Origin of the sequence: Pseudomonas sp. OG7, assembly GCF_014192825.1 — a bacterium.
GTDB classification, from domain to species: domain Bacteria; phylum Pseudomonadota; class Gammaproteobacteria; order Pseudomonadales; family Pseudomonadaceae; genus Aquipseudomonas; species Aquipseudomonas monteilii.
Genome location: NZ_JACHYK010000003.1, coordinates 449,856 through 466,428 on the forward strand (window position 1 = coordinate 449,856; position 16,573 = coordinate 466,428).

Below are 16,573 nucleotides of genomic sequence, written 5' to 3' on the forward strand. Positions count from 1 at the left end.
GGAAACCGACCATGACCACTTCCCACTATATCGCCGGCCGCTGGGTCGAAGGCCAGGGCAGCGACTGCATCAGCGTCAACGACCCTGCGCTGGGGCAACCGTTCGCTGAATTCATGGCTGCCAGCGTTGCCCAGGTCGACCAGGCCGTGGCCGCCGCCCGTAGCGCCCTGCCCGCCTGGAAAAGCACCGGCGCCAACGAGCGTGCAGCCTTCCTGCGCGGTTTTGCCGAACAGCTCGGGCAGCGCCGCGAAGCGCTGATCACCTTGCAGATGCGCAACAACGGCAAGCCGCGCCATGAGGCCGAAATCGACCTGGACGACGCCATCGCCACCTTCACTTACTACGCCGAACTGGCAGAGCAGCTGCCCTCGAAAAACCGCGATGTACCGCTGGCCGTGCCAGGCTTCACTGCCCGTACCCGCCTGGAGCCGGTGGGTGTAGTCGGCCTGATCGTGCCGTGGAACTTCCCGCTGGTGACCAGCGCCTGGAAGCTCGCCCCGGCCTTGGCCGCTGGCTGCACCGTTGTGCTCAAACCGTCGGAAGTCACCCCGCTGATCGAGCAGGCCTACGGCCAGATCGCCGATGCCCTGGGCCTGCCGGCTGGCGTGTTGAACATCGTCAACGGCAAGGCCGAGACTGGCGCTGCGTTGAGCAACCACAACGGCCTGGACAAGCTGTCGTTCACTGGCAGCAACAGCGTCGGCAGCCAGGTGATGCGCAGCGCTTCGGCGCAGTGCCGGCCAGTCACGCTGGAGCTGGGCGGCAAGTCGGCGATCGTGGTGTTCGATGATTGCGATGTGGACCAGGCAGTGGAGTGGATCGTCGCCGGCATCACCTGGAACGCCGGGCAAATGTGCTCGGCCACTTCGCGCCTGCTGGTGCAGGACGGTATCGCCGATGCGCTGCTGCCGCGCCTGCAAGCGACACTGGAAAACTTGCGGGTGGGTAACCCGTTGACCGAAGAAGTCGACATGGGCCCGCTGACCAGCCAGGCACAATGGCTGAAGGTGGCCAGCTACTTTGCCACCGCACGCGAGGAGGGTTTGCAGTGCCTGGCCGGTGGCAAGGCGCTGGACCGGGACGGCTGGTTCGTCAGCCCGACGCTGTATGCCGATGTGCCAAAAGACAGCCGCCTGTGGAGCGAGGAGATCTTTGGCCCGGTGCTGTGTGCACGGCGGTTTGCCAGCGAGGAACAGGCGATTGCCGAGGCCAACGACAGCCGCTTCGGGCTGGTAGCCACCGTCTGCTCCGCGGACCTGGAACGTGCCGAGCGCGTGGCCGATGCGCTGGAAGTTGGCCATGTATGGATCAACTCGGTGCAGGCCGTGTTCGTCGAAACCTCGTGGGGCGGCACCAAAGGTAGCGGGATCGGCCGTGAGCTGGGGCCGTGGGGGTTGTCGGCCTACCAGTCGGTCAAGCATGTGACGCGGTGCCTCGGCTGATATCGCAAGGGGCCGCGTTGCGGCCCTTTTCGCGATACGAACCCTCCCCCGCGTGACTTTCCCCTCCCCCCGCAAAGTCCCACTTCCTGGTACCCCCACAATCACAACACCAGGCCGGACCACCCATGCACCCTCAACGCACCGCCTTGCACAACGAACTGCACGCCCGCCCGTCGCTGTATTTCGACGGCCCGGCGCATGTCTTCCACCTGGCCCTGCTCGGCGGTGATGCTGCCTGTGCGGCCCTGCTGCAACGCTGCTGCCCGGCTGCCCTGGACACAACGGCAGCCCAAGGCATCACCCGCCTGGACGGCCACCCGTTCAAGTGGGAACGGCACACCGAGTTCTTCACCCTGACACTGGTAGTGCCCTGCACGGCTGCCGACACCGATTGGCAAGCCCTGCCACCCGTGCTGGCCGAGGCCATCGCCCCGCAGGCGGCACAGGTGATCAACGCCGTGCAGGTGCTGGTACGCGACGAGCAAGGCCTGGATCTGCCCCAATACGGTTTCAAAGACCCCTGCGGCTCGTGCGTCGGTGGTGGCGATGCGGTGGTATGGAGTGACTTCCGCCTGACCGAGGACGGCACCAACCGCTTCCTGTTCATCAACCGCCGCCTCAATGCCTACCGCCAGGGCCGCATGATCCGCCGCCTGCTGGAGATCGAGACGTACCGCATGATGGCCTCGCTGACCCTTACCACGGCCAAGGCCCTGAGCCAGGAGCTGGATGCCTTCGACAAAACCCTGGTCACCCTATCCGAGCGCAGTGCCGGGGGTGAAGGGCATGACGCCAAAGGACTGCTGGAAGCCATTGCCCACCTGTCACGCCAGGTTGTAAGCCGCACGGTAAAAACCCGCCACCGCTTCGGCGCCACCCAAGCCTATGCACAACTGGTGTTCGAACGCCTGGGCGAACTGCGGGAGAGCCATGTGGGGGACTGCCAGCGTTTGGGGGTGTTCATCGAACGTCGTTTCAAGCCGACCGTGCGCTACTGCGCGGCCACCGAGCAGCGGCTGGAACAAATGGCGAAGAACGTGGCGAACCTGGGCGACTTGCTGCAGGCGCGGGTGCAAGTGGAGATGGAAGAACAGAACGCCGGCATTCTGCACAGCCTCAATGCCCGGGCTGATGCCCAGGTAAAGATCCAGCGGGCGGTGGAGGGGCTGTCGATCATCGCCATCACCTACTACCTGCTGAATCTGTTCAAGCTGCTGTATGGCGGGCTGAATGTGCTGGGGTTGGGGCTGACGGCGCGGGATGGGTTATTGGCCATGGCGCCGCCAGTGTTGTTGGTGTTGCTGGTGATTTTGCTGCGGATCAGGCAGGCCAAGCAGCATTGAGGTCGGGGGCGCTTGGCGCCCCCGCTCTTTACACCGACTCGTCAGCGGGGCGAGCGCCCTCTTGCACCAGCACCATGCTCTGTGGCGATGACAGGGGAATGCCTTCGTCGCGCAACCGCCCGAGAATGGTGAACAGCAGGTCACTGCGGGTACCCGATACCTGTCGCGGCCCGGCTACATAACCGCTCACGCCAATCACCATTCCGCTGCTGGTCAGGTCCTTGAACGACACCGAAGTGGCCGGCGCATCCAGAATCGCCTCATGCTCGTGGTACGCCGCCAGCAGCAGCTCGCGCACACGGTTGGCATCGGTTTCCAGTGGCAGCGTCAGGGTAATGCCGACCACACCCAATGCATTGCCCATGGTCACGTTGCGCACGTTCTGCGAAATGAACTGCGAGTTGGGCACGATTACCGTCGAACGGTCCGACATCTGGATCTCGGTGGCGCGCACGTTGATGCGGCGGATATCACCCTCGACACCTGCCAGGCTCACCCAGTCGCCCACTTTCACAGGGCGCTCGGTCAGCAGGATCAGGCCGGAGATGAAGTTCTGCACGATTTGCTGCAAACCGAAACCGATACCGACCGACAGGGCACTGACCACCCAGGTCAGGCTGGTGAGGTTGATGCGCAAGGTCGACATCACCAGCATGGCCAGGAACAGGAAGCCCAGGTAACCCACCAGGGTCACCAGCGAGGCGCGCATGCCGGCGTCCATGTCGGTTTCCGGCAGCAGGCGATCGCTCAGCCAGCGCTTGACCACGCGAATGGCGAACAGGCCACCGAAGAAAATCGCCAGGGCCAGCAGAATGTCCTGCGGCACGATGTTCAGGTTGCCGAGCAGCTTGCCGCCGGTGCCGTCCCAGTCGCCCAGGCTCAGCAACAGTTCGCTGGGGCTGGTGCCCGATGGCATCAATACCAGCAACAGCGCCAGGAACAGCACGATGGTGCGGCCGATGCCGGCCAGGATGGTGCTGGCCTGTGCCTGATGGCGCGGCGCCAGGCCCAGGGTAGAAGCCAGAGCCAGGCCACCGGGCTGACGCGGCGACAACAGGGTTTCGCACAGGTCGCCAAAGAACGTGGTCAGCAAGTAGGCACAGGTGACGACCAGGCTGACCCACAGCAACTTGGCGGTGAGGAAGTAGGCAAGCGTCAGGTAACCGGCAAGCAGCGCCAGCAGGATCAACGACAACCAGATGACCATCACGAACGGGATCAGCCCGGCCAGGCCCGTGGGGCGCTCCAGGTCATGCTTGCGCAGGGTGCGGCGGTAACGCAGCAACGCGCCGGCAAAAATGAGCGCCACTACCAGCGCAGTCAACCCGTTGACGGCCACCGTCAGCGCCAGGCTGGCGCCAATCACGCTGTTCATGCGTTCCATGGTCATCATGACCATCAGTGCCAATGCCAGCACCTTGGGGAACCAACCCAGTGCACTGGCCACTTCGTCGTGGATCGGCGGCAGCCGCCAGGACGGGCGCTGCAGCATTAGCATGGCGCGGCCCAGGCCAGTGATGAAGGCACTGAACACCACCAGGGCGAGAATGTGGTTGGTCAGGCTGGCGATATCGCTGCCCAGCTCGGCGCTGCTCTCCAGCCCCCAGCGCAGCAACGAAACAGAACCGGCGATGGTGCCCAGGGTTGCCAGGCTGACGCCCAGGGCCAAGGCACTGCGACGCAGGCGCCCCTCAGGCAACCAGCCCACCATGGCGCTGGCCAGCAACCGCTCAAGCACGCGCCGCACCAGAGTCCAGACCAGGATCGCCGCGACCAGACTGGTAATGAACAGCCAGCGGTTATCGGCGCTGAAGGCACTGCTGATGGCATCAGCTGCCTCGCCGCGCAAATCACGCAGGCGTGCCACGTCGTCCTGGGTGGGGCGGATGATGCTCTGCCAGAATGCCGGGCTCAGTGGCGAGGCCGCACGGCTGGTGATCTGCGAGTTGAACTGACTGCGGCGCAGGTTGACGATTTGCGTGGACAGGTCGCGTGCTGACTGAGTCAGCTTGGTGGCCTGATCCTGCTGGGCTACCAGCGCCTTTTTTTCAGCCTCCAGGGCTTTGCGCTGCTGGGTCAGGGTGGCGGCCTCGTCCGGCTGGACCGGGCCAATCACCTTCAGCTTATCGTCGAGCTTTTCCACATCGGTGGTGCGCTGCGCACTCAAGGCGTCCGCCTGGCGCTGCACCTGCATCGCGGCCAGGCGCAATTGCGACAGCAGGTCGTCGTTGGCCTCACTGGTGACGCCCTGACGGACCTGATCCAACCGTTCGCTCAGTTGCTCGATGCTGGCGTTTTCATCCAGCGCTGGCGCTTCGGCTGCCGCCAGGTTGGACAATGGCGTGGCCGGGGCCGACCACGCCGGGCTGGCAAGCGCCAACAGCAGGACCATAAGGCCTGCACAATAACGGGCAAGGCTGACACGCCTCATCGAATATTCCTCTTTACAACTCGATTTGGCGGAGGATTCTACGCGGCTTCAAGCCATCAGGAGAGTGCCGTCTCTCGTTTGAGTAGCTGCTGTTTGCGCTCGACGCCCCAACGGTAGCCGCTGATGTCGCCGTCCCGACGCACTACCCGGTGGCATGGGATGGCCACCGCGATGTGGTTGGCCGCGCAGGCCATGGCGACTGCGCGCACCGCTTTGGGCGCACCGATGCGCTCGGCGATGTCGGTGTAGCTGACCCGGCTGCCGGCCGGCACCTCACGCAGGGCCCGCCACACCCGCTCCTGAAACGCCGTGCCCTGTACATCCAGCGGCAAGCTCAGGCCCAGCGCCGGCGTTTCGACGAAACCCACCACTTCGGCAACCAGCTGTTCGTAGGCGCTGTCGCCGCCAATCAGACGGGCTTTGGGGAACTGGTCCTGCAAGTCTTGCAACAGGGCCTCGGGATCGTCGCCCAACAGAATCGCGCAAATACCCTTCTCACTTTGGGCCACCAGGATCGCGCCCAGTGAACATTGACCAATGGCGAAATGGATCGTTGCCCCGGTGCCGCCAGCACGAAATTGCCGGGGGCGCATGCCCAGGCGCTGACCGGCGCTTTCGTAGAAGCGGCTGTTGGAGTTGTAGCCCGCATCGTAGATGGCGTCAGTGACTGAACGCTCACCGTCTTCCAGGTGCGCACGTACACGCCGGGCGCGGAAGGCGGTGGCATAAGCCTTGGGGGTGACGCCGGTTTCAGCCTTGAACAGGCGGTGGAGGTGAAAGGGGCTGACGGCCAGTTGCGCACTGAGCTGGTCGAGGCTGGGTGCAGGGTCGCTGGCTTCGATCAGGCGGCAGGCACGGGTGACCAGTTGACTGTGGCGGGTGGCGCTGGCCTTGCTGATACAACGTTTGCAGGCGCGGTAACCGGCCGCTTCGGCGGCAACGGGGGTGTCGTAGAACTCGACGTTGCTGCGCTTGGCCATGCGAGACTTGCAACCGGGGTGGCAGTAGACGCCGGTGGTGCGCACGGCGTAGACGAAGTGGCCGATGGCAGCGGTGTCGCGGGATTCTACAGCGTGCCAGCGTTTGTCGGGGGTGGTGTAGGCGTTCATCTTTGATTTCCGAGTATGTGGTTGCTTGTACCGGCCTCTTCGCGGGTAAACCCGCGAAAGGGCAGGCACAGGCAGTGCAAAAGCCTCAGGCCCGCCACAGGTACCAGGCGGCCACCGTGCGGTACGGCCGCCAGGCGCCACCCAGCGAGCGCATCTGCGCAGGCGTTGGCGCCTTCTCCAGCCCCTTGAGCCGTCGATAGCCCTCACGCACACCAAAATCGTCCACTGGCAGAATGTCCGACCGTTCCAGGCTGTAGATCAGCAGCATCTCCACTGTCCACCGCCCTACCCCACGCAATGCCACCAGGCGCTCGATCAGGGCTTCATCAGCCATGGCCAATGCCTCTTCCCGCGTCGGCACCAGGCCTTCCAGCCGGGCCTGGGCAATGCCCTGCACCGTGGCCATCTTGCTTGCCGAAAACCCACAACCGCGCAGGGTGTCGGGGCTGACAGCCAACAGTTGCTCAGGTGCCGGGAACGCAACCTGCGGGAACAGCGCCAGCAACCGACCCAGAATCGCCTCGGCGGCACGGGCATGCAGTTGCTGGTAGGCAATCGCCCGCACCAGTGCCTCATAAGGCTCACGCCCCGGCGTGGCCTGGTGCAGGCACGGCCCGGTCACCGCGACGTGCCGCGACCAGTCCGGGTCGAGCGCAGCAAGGTAATCGGTGGCCTCGCGCAAGGCCTGCGGCGAAAGGTCGGCCAGAATCATGGCACCTCCATCAAGTCGATTGCAGGTCCAGCTTAGCGCAGCCGTTCATCGGGCAAACGCCGGTTCTTGCTCGGCTAATTCCTGGCATACCATTGCTCCACGCCATCATCCCCGCATAGAATTGAGAACAATTCACAATCGCACACATCAAGGGATCGGGCCTTCGCTACGATGCAGATCAACGACACGCTCAAACCGGCCGAGGTCGCTCTGCTGTACCAGTCCCACCATGCCTGGCTGCGCGGCTGGTTGCGTAGCCGGGTCGGTTGCGGCGAGCATGCCGCCGACCTGGCTCAGGATACCTTCGTACGCTTGCTGCGCGCCCGCCAGGTGTCGCCGCTGAAAGAGCCACGCGCCTACCTCAGCAGCATCGCCCGCGGCTTGATGATCGACCAGTTCCGCCGCCGCGCACTGGAGCGGGCCTACCAGGAAAGCCTTGCGCACTTGCCCGAGGCTGAAGTGCCCAGCGAGGAAGACCGGTTGGTCATCCTCGATGCCCTAGAGCACCTGGACCGTGCCCTGCACCAGTTGAAACCGCGTGTACGCCAGGCGTTTCTGCTGGCCCAGCTGGACGGTTTGAGCATCGTGCAGATCGCGCAGCAGCTGGACGTATCCCGCGCCACCATCGAGCGCGACCTGGCCAAGGCCCTGGGCGTCTGCTACCGGTTGCGCTATGCCGACACCTGACAGCGCACCCGCGCAGGCACAGGTCGACCAGGCGATCGACTGGCTGGTGAAACTGCGCTTCGACCGCCCCAGCGCACATACCGAGCAACAGTTCCGGCAATGGCTGGCCAGCCACCCGCACAACCCGCTGGCCTGGCAGCGTGTCAGCCACCTCAGTGACGAGATGGCCGCGTTGCCCAAGGACTTGAGCCGGCGCACCCTGGAGGGCGGCCAGCGCCAACGCGTCAGCCGCCGAAACCACCTTAAGTTGCTAGGGCTCTTGGCCGTGGGCGGCAGCCTGGGCTGGGCCGCACGCGAACCGTTGGGCTTGCCACAACTGTTGGCCGACAGCAGCACCGCCACAGGTGAACGACGCCAATGGCAAGGCAGCGACGGCAGCCGCATCCAGCTCAACACCGCCAGCGCCATCGACTTGCGCTACAGCTCAGCGCAGCGCCGGCTGGAACTGATCCACGGCGAGGTCAGCCTGGACAGCAACCCGAATGACAACCGACCGTTCCGTATCGACACCCGTGTCGGCCCGCTGACCACACTCGGCAGCCAGCTGTTGCTGCGCGAAAACAGCCAGGGCCTGCTGCTGTCGGTGCGTCGTGGCGAAGTTACGCTGTTCCCCTCCTCCGCCTCTGCGCGGCAAATCGAGCAGGGCGAAACCTTGCAGATCGGGGCAAATGGCAGCATCCACGCAGTGACGCTGCACAGCGACCCGTGGGGCTGGACCGACGGTGTACTCAGTGTGCGGCAGATGCCATTGGCCGAGTTTGTCGCCGAACTCGGCCGGTACCGTCCAGGCCTGTTGCGCTGCGCGCCTGAAGTGGCAAGCTTGAAAGTGTCTGGCACCTTTCAGCTGGCTGACACCGAGCAGGTCCTGCAACTGCTTACTCGCAGCCTGCCTGTGCGGGTCGACTACCGGACGCGCTTCTGGGTAAACGTCGACGCAGCCTGAAAGGTCATCACTGCGCCACAGCGCGTATGCGCCCCGCACGCCGGTACGACTGCCTGGCAAAACACACGAACAACCCGGCCATCAGCGCCAGCGCCATGGGCAAGCCATGTGGCGCCACATTCATTGCCGCGCCACTGAGCAGCGGCCCGATCAGGCTCCCCACGCCCCACAGCAACCCTACGCTGGCGTTGGCAGTGACCAGGTCCTGGCCTTTGAAGCGCTGCCCGATCAACACCAACGCCAAGGTGTAGATACCCCCTGCCACCGCGCCCAGTACCACCAACAGCGGCCACAGCAGCCAGGTGAGGTTCAACAGCCAAGGCAGGCCGATGCCGATCGCCATCGCCACCAGCCCGCACACCAGGTGCAGCCCGGTGCGCTCCACCCGGTCGGCTAGCCAGCCCAGCGGCAACTGGAACAGCATGTCGCCAGCAAACACCACAGTCACCATCAGCGCCGCGATGCCCACGGCAAACCCATGGCTGGTGGCATACACCGGCAACAGCGACAACACCACGGCATCGAAGAACGAAAAGAACAGCACCGCCACGCAAAGCGCCGGCGCCACACGGAAGAACCCGGCCAAGCCAAAGCTCTTTTCGCCCTCTTCATGTTCGACATGGTCGTTTGGCACGGTCAGCACGATGCACAGCAGCGCCAGGCCATAGCAGGCGGTGACCACCCCGGTGATCCACGGGCTATCGGCACCCAGCACCGCCAGCATGGCCGGGCCGAGCACCTGAAAGCCAGTGAAGCTGGTGGCATACAGGGCCATGATCTTGCCGCGGTTGTGCTCCGGGCACAGCTCGTTGACCCACGACTCGCCGAGGATGATGGCGATCCCCATGCCGAGCCCGAGGCCAAGGCGCAGCAGCGCCAGCAGCCACAGCGAACCGAATGCCGGCTCGAGCAAGGCAATGCTGACCGTGCACAGGCTGAAACACAGCAAGTAGATGGTGCGCCGGGTGAGGTGACGGCAGCAGGCATCGACCAGAAACGCCGAGAGCATCATGCCCGCAGCAGGGATGGCCGAGATGATGCCAATCTCCAGGGTGCTCGCCCCCGCTTCATGCAGGCGCAACGACACCAGCGGCAAGCTGGCCCCCAAACTGAAACCCACGACCGAAACGGCGAACAACAGGCCCGCCAGCAAACGCATGTTCATGTACCACTCCTTGCAAACCGAAAAGACGTGCAGACACAGGCGCGCACGCCAGGGTGGCGAGCGACGCAAAAGCGCAGATCAGTTCAGGCGAGGTGTGGCGAGAAGGTGAAGGCAAACAGCACGCTGCGGCGGCGCTTGAGCACCGTGTCGCTCGGCCACGCACGACGCAAGGCCTGGAAGGCAGGCTGACGGGCGTTTGGCAGGGACTGGGTACGGCGCATTGCTTTGACTACTACGCAGGTGGTTGGAAAAAGAGGCGGCACTCTAGGCCAAGGGTGTCAGGTCGTCAATCGTCGGGGCTGCAACGCAGCCCCAGGGATATCAGCGTTTACCCGTAGACGGCAAGAACACCGCCAACAAGCCGAACAACGGCAGGAACGAGCACAGCCCATACACATATTCGATACCGCGCAGGTCCGCCACATACCCCAGCAGCGCCGCACCAATGCCGCCGAAGCCGAACATCAGCCCGAAGAAGATTCCGGCGATCATGCCCACGCTGCCCGGTACCAGCTCCTGCGCATACACCACGATCGCGGAAAACGCCGACGCCAGAATAAAGCCGATCACCACGCTCAACACCGTGGTCCAGAACAGGTCGGCATACGGCAGTGCCAAGGTGAACGGCGTCACGCCCAAAATCGAGAACCAGATCACCGCCTTGCGCCCGATGCGGTCACCGATCGGCCCGCCAAAGAACGTGCCGGCCGCCACCGCGCCGAGGAACAGGAACAGGTGCAGCTGCGAGCTGGCCACCGACACATCGAACTTTTCGATCAGGTAGAAGGTGAAGTAACTGGTGAAGCTGGCCATGTAGAAGTACTTGGAGAACACCAGCAAGCCCAGCACGATCAGCGCCGCGATCACCCGGTTGCGCGAGATGCCGTGGGTGGCTTGCACCGCCTTGCGCGCCTTGGCCTGGTTGAGGTGCTCCTTGTACCAGCCACGCAGCATCAAGGTGACGCCAAAGAAGAACAGCGCGGCCAGGCCGAACCAGGCGACGTGGGTCTGACCGAATGGAATGACGATGGCCGCCGCCAGCAGCGGGCCCAGGGCCGAACCGGTGTTGCCGCCCACCTGGAAGGTTGATTGGGCCAGGCCGAAGCGCCCGCCAGAGGCGAGGCGTGCAATACGCGAGGTTTCCGGGTGGAACGTCGATGAGCCGATACCGACCAGCGCCGAGGCCAGCAAGATCATCGGGAAGCTGCCCACAAAGGCAAGCATCACGATGCCCACCAGCGTGCACAAGGTGCCCATCGGCAACAGGTTCGGTGTCGGCCGGCGGTCGGTGAAAAAGCCGACCCAGGGTTGCAGCAACGAAGCGGTGATCTGGAACGTCAGCGTGATCAGGCCGATCTGGGCAAAGCTCAGGTCGTAGTTGGCCTTGAGCATCGGGTAGATCGCCGGCAGCACCGACTGGATCAGGTCGTTGATCAGGTGCGCCAGGGCGCAGAAACCAATGATGCGCATCACCAGCGGCGTGGCTTGGTTCGCCGTTGCGTTGGTGGACGCGGTGGAGGCACTACTGATGGCCATTTGCCTAAATCTCCGTCCTTAGGTTTGGGATCCGATTATCAGGAAACAAATAGATACATAGCTACCTTTTTTATCCCCCTTTGCGACGCACTTGAAAATGGTTCTCAATATAATTAGCATCCTTGACCCATACCCCTGTCATCGTTGGGCGAAACGGCCCCTATCGTGAGCAGACCTACCCATGAGCCCGATGCCCGCCATGCAACTGCAGCCCGACCCACAGCAGGAAGCGCTGGAGTGGTTTTCGCTATTGCACCAACCCGGCTGTGATGAAGCCCAGCGCCAGGCATTCGCGGCCTGGTGCCAGGCCCCCGAAAACGCTCGCGCCTACGCCGAGCTGGAAACGTGCTGGCAGCAGTTGCAGCCACCACCCGCCCGCCCCCGCCCACGGCAGGTCACCGTGCGCCGCAGTCACCTGGGCAAATGGCTGGCACTGGTGTTCCTGCTCGTATTAAGCGCCGCAGCCTACCTCTACTGGCCGCTGATGCAGCGCCTTGCCAGCGAGTTGCACACCGACGTGGGCGAACGCCGCAGCACGCGTCTGGCAGATGGCACCACGCTTAACCTGGACAGCGCCAGCGCCATGAACGTCGACCTGCGCGGCCGCACGCGTCAACTGCACCTGGTGCAGGGCCAGGTGTACCTGGAGGTTGTGCTCGATGGGCGGGCGATGGAAGTGGAAGTGGGCAACGCACGCATCCAGGTGTTCGGCACCCGCCTGCAGGTCGCCCGCCATGCAAATCATGATGAACTCGTGGTACTCAGTGGCAAGGCCCTGGTCACCCAAGGGGGGGATCAACGCATGGTCTCGGCGGGTGAGCGGGTTACCTTTGATGACATGCGTATCAACCAGGTGCAGAAAGCTGACCTGAAAACCGCCGACAGCTGGCGCAACGGCCGCCTGAAAGCCACCGACATGCCTTTGGGGCAGGTGCTGGAGCGCCTTGCCGGGTACCAGGGGCAACGCCTGTGGATGATGGATGAACAAATGGCCCATCGGCGCGTAAGCGGTGATTTCAACCTCGACCGGCCACAGGAGAGCCTGCAATCCCTGGCTGCGGCCCAGCATTTGCAGCTTCAGGACGTGCTCGGCCACTGGCTTGTGGTGCGCTGAAACCGTGCCCGGCCGCTAAGTTTTTGAAAGCGTGCAAATTTTTTTTGAAATGAGTGTTGACAGGGGGGGCGTTCAAGAGAATAATGCGCGCCATCGGCTACATAGCTCAGTTGGTTAGAGCATAGCATTCATAATGCTGGGGTCCGGGGTTCAAGTCCCTGTGTAGCCACCAAACAAGACGAAGGGCTTACCGCAAGGTAAGCCCTTTTTCTTTGCCTGCGAAAAAGTTAGCGCCGGGCAATACCCTCACTTGCAGCCAAGGCCGCCCCTGCTGCAACTACAGCGCTGGCTGCAGGCGCCTGCCATGGCCATCACCCCGTCATGCAATCGACACTTCACCGTATGCCGGTTACGGCTACCGCAAGGCCAAGCCCGATCAGCGCCAGGCCTATGGCACGGTCCACCAGCATTTGCCGTTCGATCATGGCCTTGCGCAGTGCCGTGCTGGAGAAGAACACCGCCACCAGGCTGAACCACAGCCAATGGGCAAAGGACATGAACGCGCCGTAGGCGAAATCCAGCACCAACGGGCTGTGGGGCTGGACGACCTGGGTGAACGCACTGATGACAAACAACATGGTCTTGGGGTTGAGGGCGTTGGTCAGAAAGCCCGACCGCAGGGCTTGCAGCACGCCACCATCGGCTTGCCCTACACCCTCCAGGCTGATGCGCCGCGTATTGGTCAATGACTGGTAACCCAGATAGATCAGGTAACCCGCACCCAGCACTTTCATGGTGAAGAACAAAGCCGGGCTCTGGCTGATGAGCACTGCAATGCCCAACACCGTGTACAGCACATGCACCTGCACTCCCAGCGCAATGCCCACGGCAGCGGCCAACCCGGCCCTTCGGCCCTGTGCATAACTGCTGCGGGTGACCATGGCGAAATCGGCGCCTGGGCTGATGACGGCGAGCAGGGTGAACAGGGCGACGGCGATGAGTTCGGTCATGCGGGTGGCTCTCGATAGGCGATGAAAATGCACAGAAGGGATGATTATCGAGCGCTTATAGGTGGGGAAAAATCGATTTATAGTGAGACATATCTGACAGTTTTTCTCACAGAGGTGTTTTGCCAGTACTGGCCTTTTCGCGGGCACGCCCGCGAAGAGGCCGGGCCTGAAAACATGCAAGCCATGAAATTGCCGCCCTTGAACGCCTTCCGCTACTTCGACATCGCCGCCCAGACCGAAAGCTTCGTGCGCGCCGCCGAGCACCTGCACGTCACCCACGGCGCCGTCAGCCGCCAGGTACGCCTGCTTGAAGAACACCTCGGCGTGGACCTGTTCGAACGCCGTAACCGGGCCATTTTCCTCAGCCCAGCCGGCCGCGCCCTGCAGGGCACCACCCAGGCGATCTTCGAACAGCTCGAAGGCGCCGTGCAGCGCTTGCAACAACAGGCCCGCGACAATGTGCTGGTGCTGTCCTGCGAGCCGACCATCGCCATGCGCTGGCTGATCCCGCGCCTGCCTCGCTTCCATGCCGACCACCCCGACCTGCAGTTGCACCTGGTAGCCGCAGGCGGGCCGCTGGACTTCGCCCGTAGCGGTGTCGACCTGGCAATCCGCCGCGACGACTTTCACTGGGATAACCAGCTGTACAACCAGAAAATCTGCGAAGAATGGATCGGCCCGGTGTGTCATCCCACCGCCCCCAACCAGCTGAACGGCCAGCGCCTGCTGCACAGCACCACCCGCCCCGGCGCCTGGCCCACCTGGTTACGCCTCAGCGGCCAGCAGGCGCGGCATAACGAACGCAGCGACTACGAGCACTTCTACCTGTCGATCCAGGCCGCCAACGCCGGCCTGGGCGTGGCCATGGCCTCAGCCCTGATGGTGCGCGACGAACTCGACAGCGGGCAGTTGCAGGCACCCTTCGGTTTTGTGCGCGATGGCTCGGCCTACCACTTGCTGAGCCCACAACCGGTCGAAGACGGCGGAAAGCGCCAGCGTTTTGCCGAATGGGTCACAAGCGAATGCCAGCGCTGCCTGGCTCACCTGGGCTTGATGCAGAACGACGAGCCGGCGCTGCCATCGCCGCCCCAGGTGCGATAGCCGGCGGTATCCACATGGATACGCCCGGACGGGTAGCGCCCCAGGCCCATGTTCCAGGCCTGGCCATACTGCTGCCAGAAGCGGCACAGCGGGTTGGGATCAGCCCAGGCCGGCAACAGGATATCGACGGCGAAGGCGCGGGTATGGGCACTGTTGGCAGCACCACCCGCGCAGGTATTCAGGCGTGGGTTGCGGTAGGCGGAGACCACTTCGAACTGGCGCAGGATGCCTTGGTCATCAAGCGTCTTGATCAGCGAAAGGGTCGAACGTACAGCCGCCCAGTTGCTGGCAGGCGGCACGGCAAAGGGAGACGCCTGGCACAGCTTCCAGTCCGAAGCCGAGCGCAGCAACTGGTGGATAGGCACTACGCCGTAAAGGCGGGCATCCACCAACATTTCACGGAAAGGCCGGGTTTGGTGGTCGCCAGCCCATTGGGCGAACATCCACAGGTCGCGTTCGTCGGCGTGTGCTGCACCAACAATCAGCAGGCCCGCCACCAGAAGCCGTTTTTTCATCCTTTATCCATCCGTGCATAGAGAACAAAGAAAACCAGGCCAAAGGTGGTAGCGGCTATGCTCGGTCAGTCCTCAAGCAGGGTGCACGCCATCACCAGCGCGTCTTCACGCCCCCCGGCAACCGGATAATAGTCGCGGCGGCGGCCGATTTCGTTGAAGCCGTAACGCTCATACAAACGATAGGCGGACTGGTTGCTGGCACGCACCTCCAGGAAGCACTCGCGACCATTGAGCTGGTAGGCCCGGGCCATCAGGTGCTCCAGCAAACGCAGGCCCAGGCCACGGCCCTGGTTTTCAGGTTTGACGGTGATGTTGAGCAGGTGCGCCTCGTCGATGATCACGTTGATCACGCCATGGCCTACCTGCTGCTGGCCGTCGAACATCAGCCAGATTTCGTACGATTTGAGCGCATCCTGAAAGATCCCGCGGGTCCAGGGATGACTGAAGGCGGCATATTCGATCTTAAGTACGGCATCCAGATCCGCCTCGGTCATCGGGCGGAAACTGATCGATTCACTCATTCAACGCTCTTCCAGCGCGCCATCAGCTGGCGCATGGCTTTCCAGACGTCCGCCTTGCGCTGCGGCTCGTCCATCAACAGTTCAAGGCCCGGCAGTGCCCAGGCGTCGCCCAGGCCGTCGAGCGTCAGGGTTTGGTAATAGGCTTCGACGTCGGCATTGGCGGCAAAGCGCAGCGCCGGCAGGCCGATCAGCCACAGGCAGGTGCTCGGGGCATCTTCGAGGCGCGCCTGGACAAAGCCCCGGACAAAATCGCGCGCGGCTTCAGGCCCCTGGTCCATGTTGCCTCGCACCAGCAACGGCCAGCGCACCGGTTCACCGATGATCTGCGGGGCGTCAGGCAGGCCGGCGGCGCGCAGCATGTCTTTGAGCAGCAGGTAGGATGGATCGCGGCTCTGGAACGGCTGGCCGGTGGCCAGTTCGACCAGCAGCAGGCAACTGCCGGCGCGCAGCAGTTGCAGCGAGAAACGCGGGGGCGGCACGGGGGCCGGCCGTGGCGGTGCGGGCTGTTCCTCGGCCTCGACAGGCTTGGCAGCCGGTTTGGGCGCACTGCCCGGGCGCGGGATTTCGATTTTTGGCCGCTCGCCGGAGCGAGCCTGAGGGGCGGCGGGCGCAGTGTTTGCAGCCGGTGCCGGCCTGACCTCGAAATCGATGTCCTCGACCGGTGCCACCGGCAGCAGCAGCTCGGGCCGCGACGGTGCGGCGAACGGCAGTTCGGCGCGCGGCAGCCAATGCACCACTTGCATGGCGGAAAGGTAGGCGCGGCGGCGGGGTTCGGTCAGCAAGGCTCGGGGGTCCGGGGTATGAAACGTCGCACATTCTAGCGTGTACGCCTCGGTTTTTGCAGGGTCTGTCCGACCGAGCGCCGCCCCGATGCGCCGCGCGGGCGGCGCTCGGTCCCACATCCAGCACAAACCTCAAGCCAAACATCTCTCATTACAGACCAAGGGGTAAAAACCTCCCCCCCGGATGCAGTACAATCGCCCCCTTTTTCTTGGCAACGAGTC

Annotated in this window: 16 protein-coding genes and 1 tRNA gene; 7 read left to right on the plus strand and 10 right to left on the minus strand. The window is 63.7% G+C overall.

What is annotated here, in order from left to right:
* Positions 1 to 11: 11 nt before the first annotated feature.
* The gene (locus FHW75_RS10170; RefSeq protein ID WP_019098868.1) at positions 12 to 1,442 is read left to right on the plus strand and encodes an aldehyde dehydrogenase family protein; all 1,431 of its coding nucleotides are present in this window, start codon (positions 12 to 14) and stop codon (positions 1,440 to 1,442) included.
* Positions 1,443 to 1,567: 125 nt separating this feature from the next.
* Positions 1,568 to 2,785, plus strand: coding sequence for a DUF3422 domain-containing protein (locus FHW75_RS10175; protein ID WP_084297409.1), 1,218 nt, complete (start codon positions 1,568 to 1,570; stop codon positions 2,783 to 2,785).
* Positions 2,786 to 2,813: 28 nt separating this feature from the next.
* On the opposite strand, the gene FHW75_RS10180 is transcribed toward FHW75_RS10175, so the two are convergent.
* From FHW75_RS10180 to FHW75_RS10190, 3 genes are all read right to left on the minus strand, one after another.
* Positions 2,814 to 5,216 (minus strand): DUF3772 domain-containing protein, encoded by a 2,403-nt coding sequence (locus FHW75_RS10180; protein WP_161751625.1) that lies wholly within the window; start codon positions 5,214 to 5,216, stop codon positions 2,814 to 2,816.
* A 56-nt stretch (positions 5,217 to 5,272) separates the two neighbouring features.
* Complete coding sequence (gene ada / locus FHW75_RS10185; protein WP_019098871.1) at positions 5,273 to 6,325, minus strand: bifunctional DNA-binding transcriptional regulator/O6-methylguanine-DNA methyltransferase Ada; 1,053 nt, start codon at positions 6,323 to 6,325, stop codon at positions 5,273 to 5,275.
* A gap of 85 nt (positions 6,326 to 6,410) precedes the next feature.
* Entirely contained in the window at positions 6,411 to 7,037 is a 627-nt protein-coding gene (locus FHW75_RS10190) for a DNA-3-methyladenine glycosylase (RefSeq protein ID WP_019098872.1), read from the minus strand.
* 171 nt (positions 7,038 to 7,208) lie between these two features.
* Here FHW75_RS10190 and FHW75_RS10195 point away from each other — a divergent pair, with 171 nt between their 5' ends.
* Both FHW75_RS10195 and FHW75_RS10200 read left to right on the plus strand, forming a co-directional pair.
* Positions 7,209 to 7,724: a sigma-70 family RNA polymerase sigma factor gene (locus tag FHW75_RS10195; protein ID WP_025754686.1), complete on the plus strand. Its 516-nt coding sequence runs from the start codon at positions 7,209 to 7,211 to the stop codon at positions 7,722 to 7,724.
* A complete protein-coding gene (locus FHW75_RS10200) occupies positions 7,711 to 8,667 on the plus strand; it encodes a FecR domain-containing protein (RefSeq protein ID WP_019098874.1) in 957 nt (318 codons plus the stop codon). The genes FHW75_RS10195 and FHW75_RS10200 overlap by 14 nt, the downstream gene beginning before the upstream one ends.
* A gap of 7 nt (positions 8,668 to 8,674) precedes the next feature.
* Here FHW75_RS10200 and FHW75_RS10205 read toward each other — a convergent pair whose 3' ends face one another.
* From FHW75_RS10205 to FHW75_RS10215, 3 genes are all read right to left on the minus strand, one after another.
* Positions 8,675 to 9,832 carry an MFS transporter gene (locus FHW75_RS10205; RefSeq protein WP_027609763.1) on the minus strand — a complete coding sequence of 386 codons (1,158 nt, stop codon included), beginning with the start codon at positions 9,830 to 9,832 and terminating at the stop codon, positions 8,675 to 8,677.
* 83 nt (positions 9,833 to 9,915) lie between these two features.
* Positions 9,916 to 10,053: a hypothetical protein gene (locus tag FHW75_RS10210; protein WP_016713334.1), complete on the minus strand. Its 138-nt coding sequence runs from the start codon at positions 10,051 to 10,053 to the stop codon at positions 9,916 to 9,918.
* 100 nt (positions 10,054 to 10,153) lie between these two features.
* A complete protein-coding gene (locus FHW75_RS10215; RefSeq protein WP_016713335.1) occupies positions 10,154 to 11,368 on the minus strand; it encodes an MFS transporter in 1,215 nt (404 codons plus the stop codon).
* A 190-nt stretch (positions 11,369 to 11,558) separates the two neighbouring features.
* Between FHW75_RS10215 and FHW75_RS10220 the strand changes: the two genes are divergently transcribed.
* Complete coding sequence (locus tag FHW75_RS10220) at positions 11,559 to 12,482, plus strand: FecR domain-containing protein (RefSeq protein ID WP_019098876.1); 924 nt, start codon at positions 11,559 to 11,561, stop codon at positions 12,480 to 12,482.
* 95 nt (positions 12,483 to 12,577) lie between these two features.
* Positions 12,578 to 12,654, plus strand: a tRNA-Met gene (locus tag FHW75_RS10225).
* A 163-nt stretch (positions 12,655 to 12,817) separates the two neighbouring features.
* On the opposite strand, the gene FHW75_RS10230 is transcribed toward FHW75_RS10225, so the two are convergent.
* On the minus strand, positions 12,818 to 13,432 hold the full coding sequence (locus FHW75_RS10230; protein WP_183673576.1) for a LysE family translocator: 615 nt from the start codon (positions 13,430 to 13,432) through the stop codon (positions 12,818 to 12,820).
* Between the two features lie 183 nt (positions 13,433 to 13,615).
* Between FHW75_RS10230 and FHW75_RS10235 the strand changes: the two genes are divergently transcribed.
* Positions 13,616 to 14,533, plus strand: coding sequence for a LysR substrate-binding domain-containing protein (locus tag FHW75_RS10235; protein ID WP_027609765.1), 918 nt, complete (start codon positions 13,616 to 13,618; stop codon positions 14,531 to 14,533).
* On the opposite strand, the gene FHW75_RS10240 is transcribed toward FHW75_RS10235, so the two are convergent.
* The 3 genes from FHW75_RS10240 to FHW75_RS10250 form a co-directional block, all read right to left on the minus strand.
* Positions 14,473 to 15,048, minus strand: coding sequence for a D-Ala-D-Ala carboxypeptidase family metallohydrolase (locus FHW75_RS10240; protein WP_016713339.1), 576 nt, complete (start codon positions 15,046 to 15,048; stop codon positions 14,473 to 14,475). The two genes, FHW75_RS10235 and FHW75_RS10240, sit on opposite strands and share 61 nt — an antisense overlap.
* Positions 15,049 to 15,113: 65 nt before the next feature.
* Positions 15,114 to 15,569 carry a ribosomal protein S18-alanine N-acetyltransferase gene (gene rimI, locus FHW75_RS10245; RefSeq protein ID WP_016713340.1) on the minus strand — a complete coding sequence of 152 codons (456 nt, stop codon included), beginning with the start codon at positions 15,567 to 15,569 and terminating at the stop codon, positions 15,114 to 15,116.
* Positions 15,566 to 16,351, minus strand: coding sequence for a hypothetical protein (locus tag FHW75_RS10250; RefSeq protein ID WP_016713341.1), 786 nt, complete (start codon positions 16,349 to 16,351; stop codon positions 15,566 to 15,568). Before FHW75_RS10250 ends, rimI begins: the two co-directional genes overlap by 4 nt.
* Positions 16,352 to 16,573: the final 222 nt, after the last annotated feature.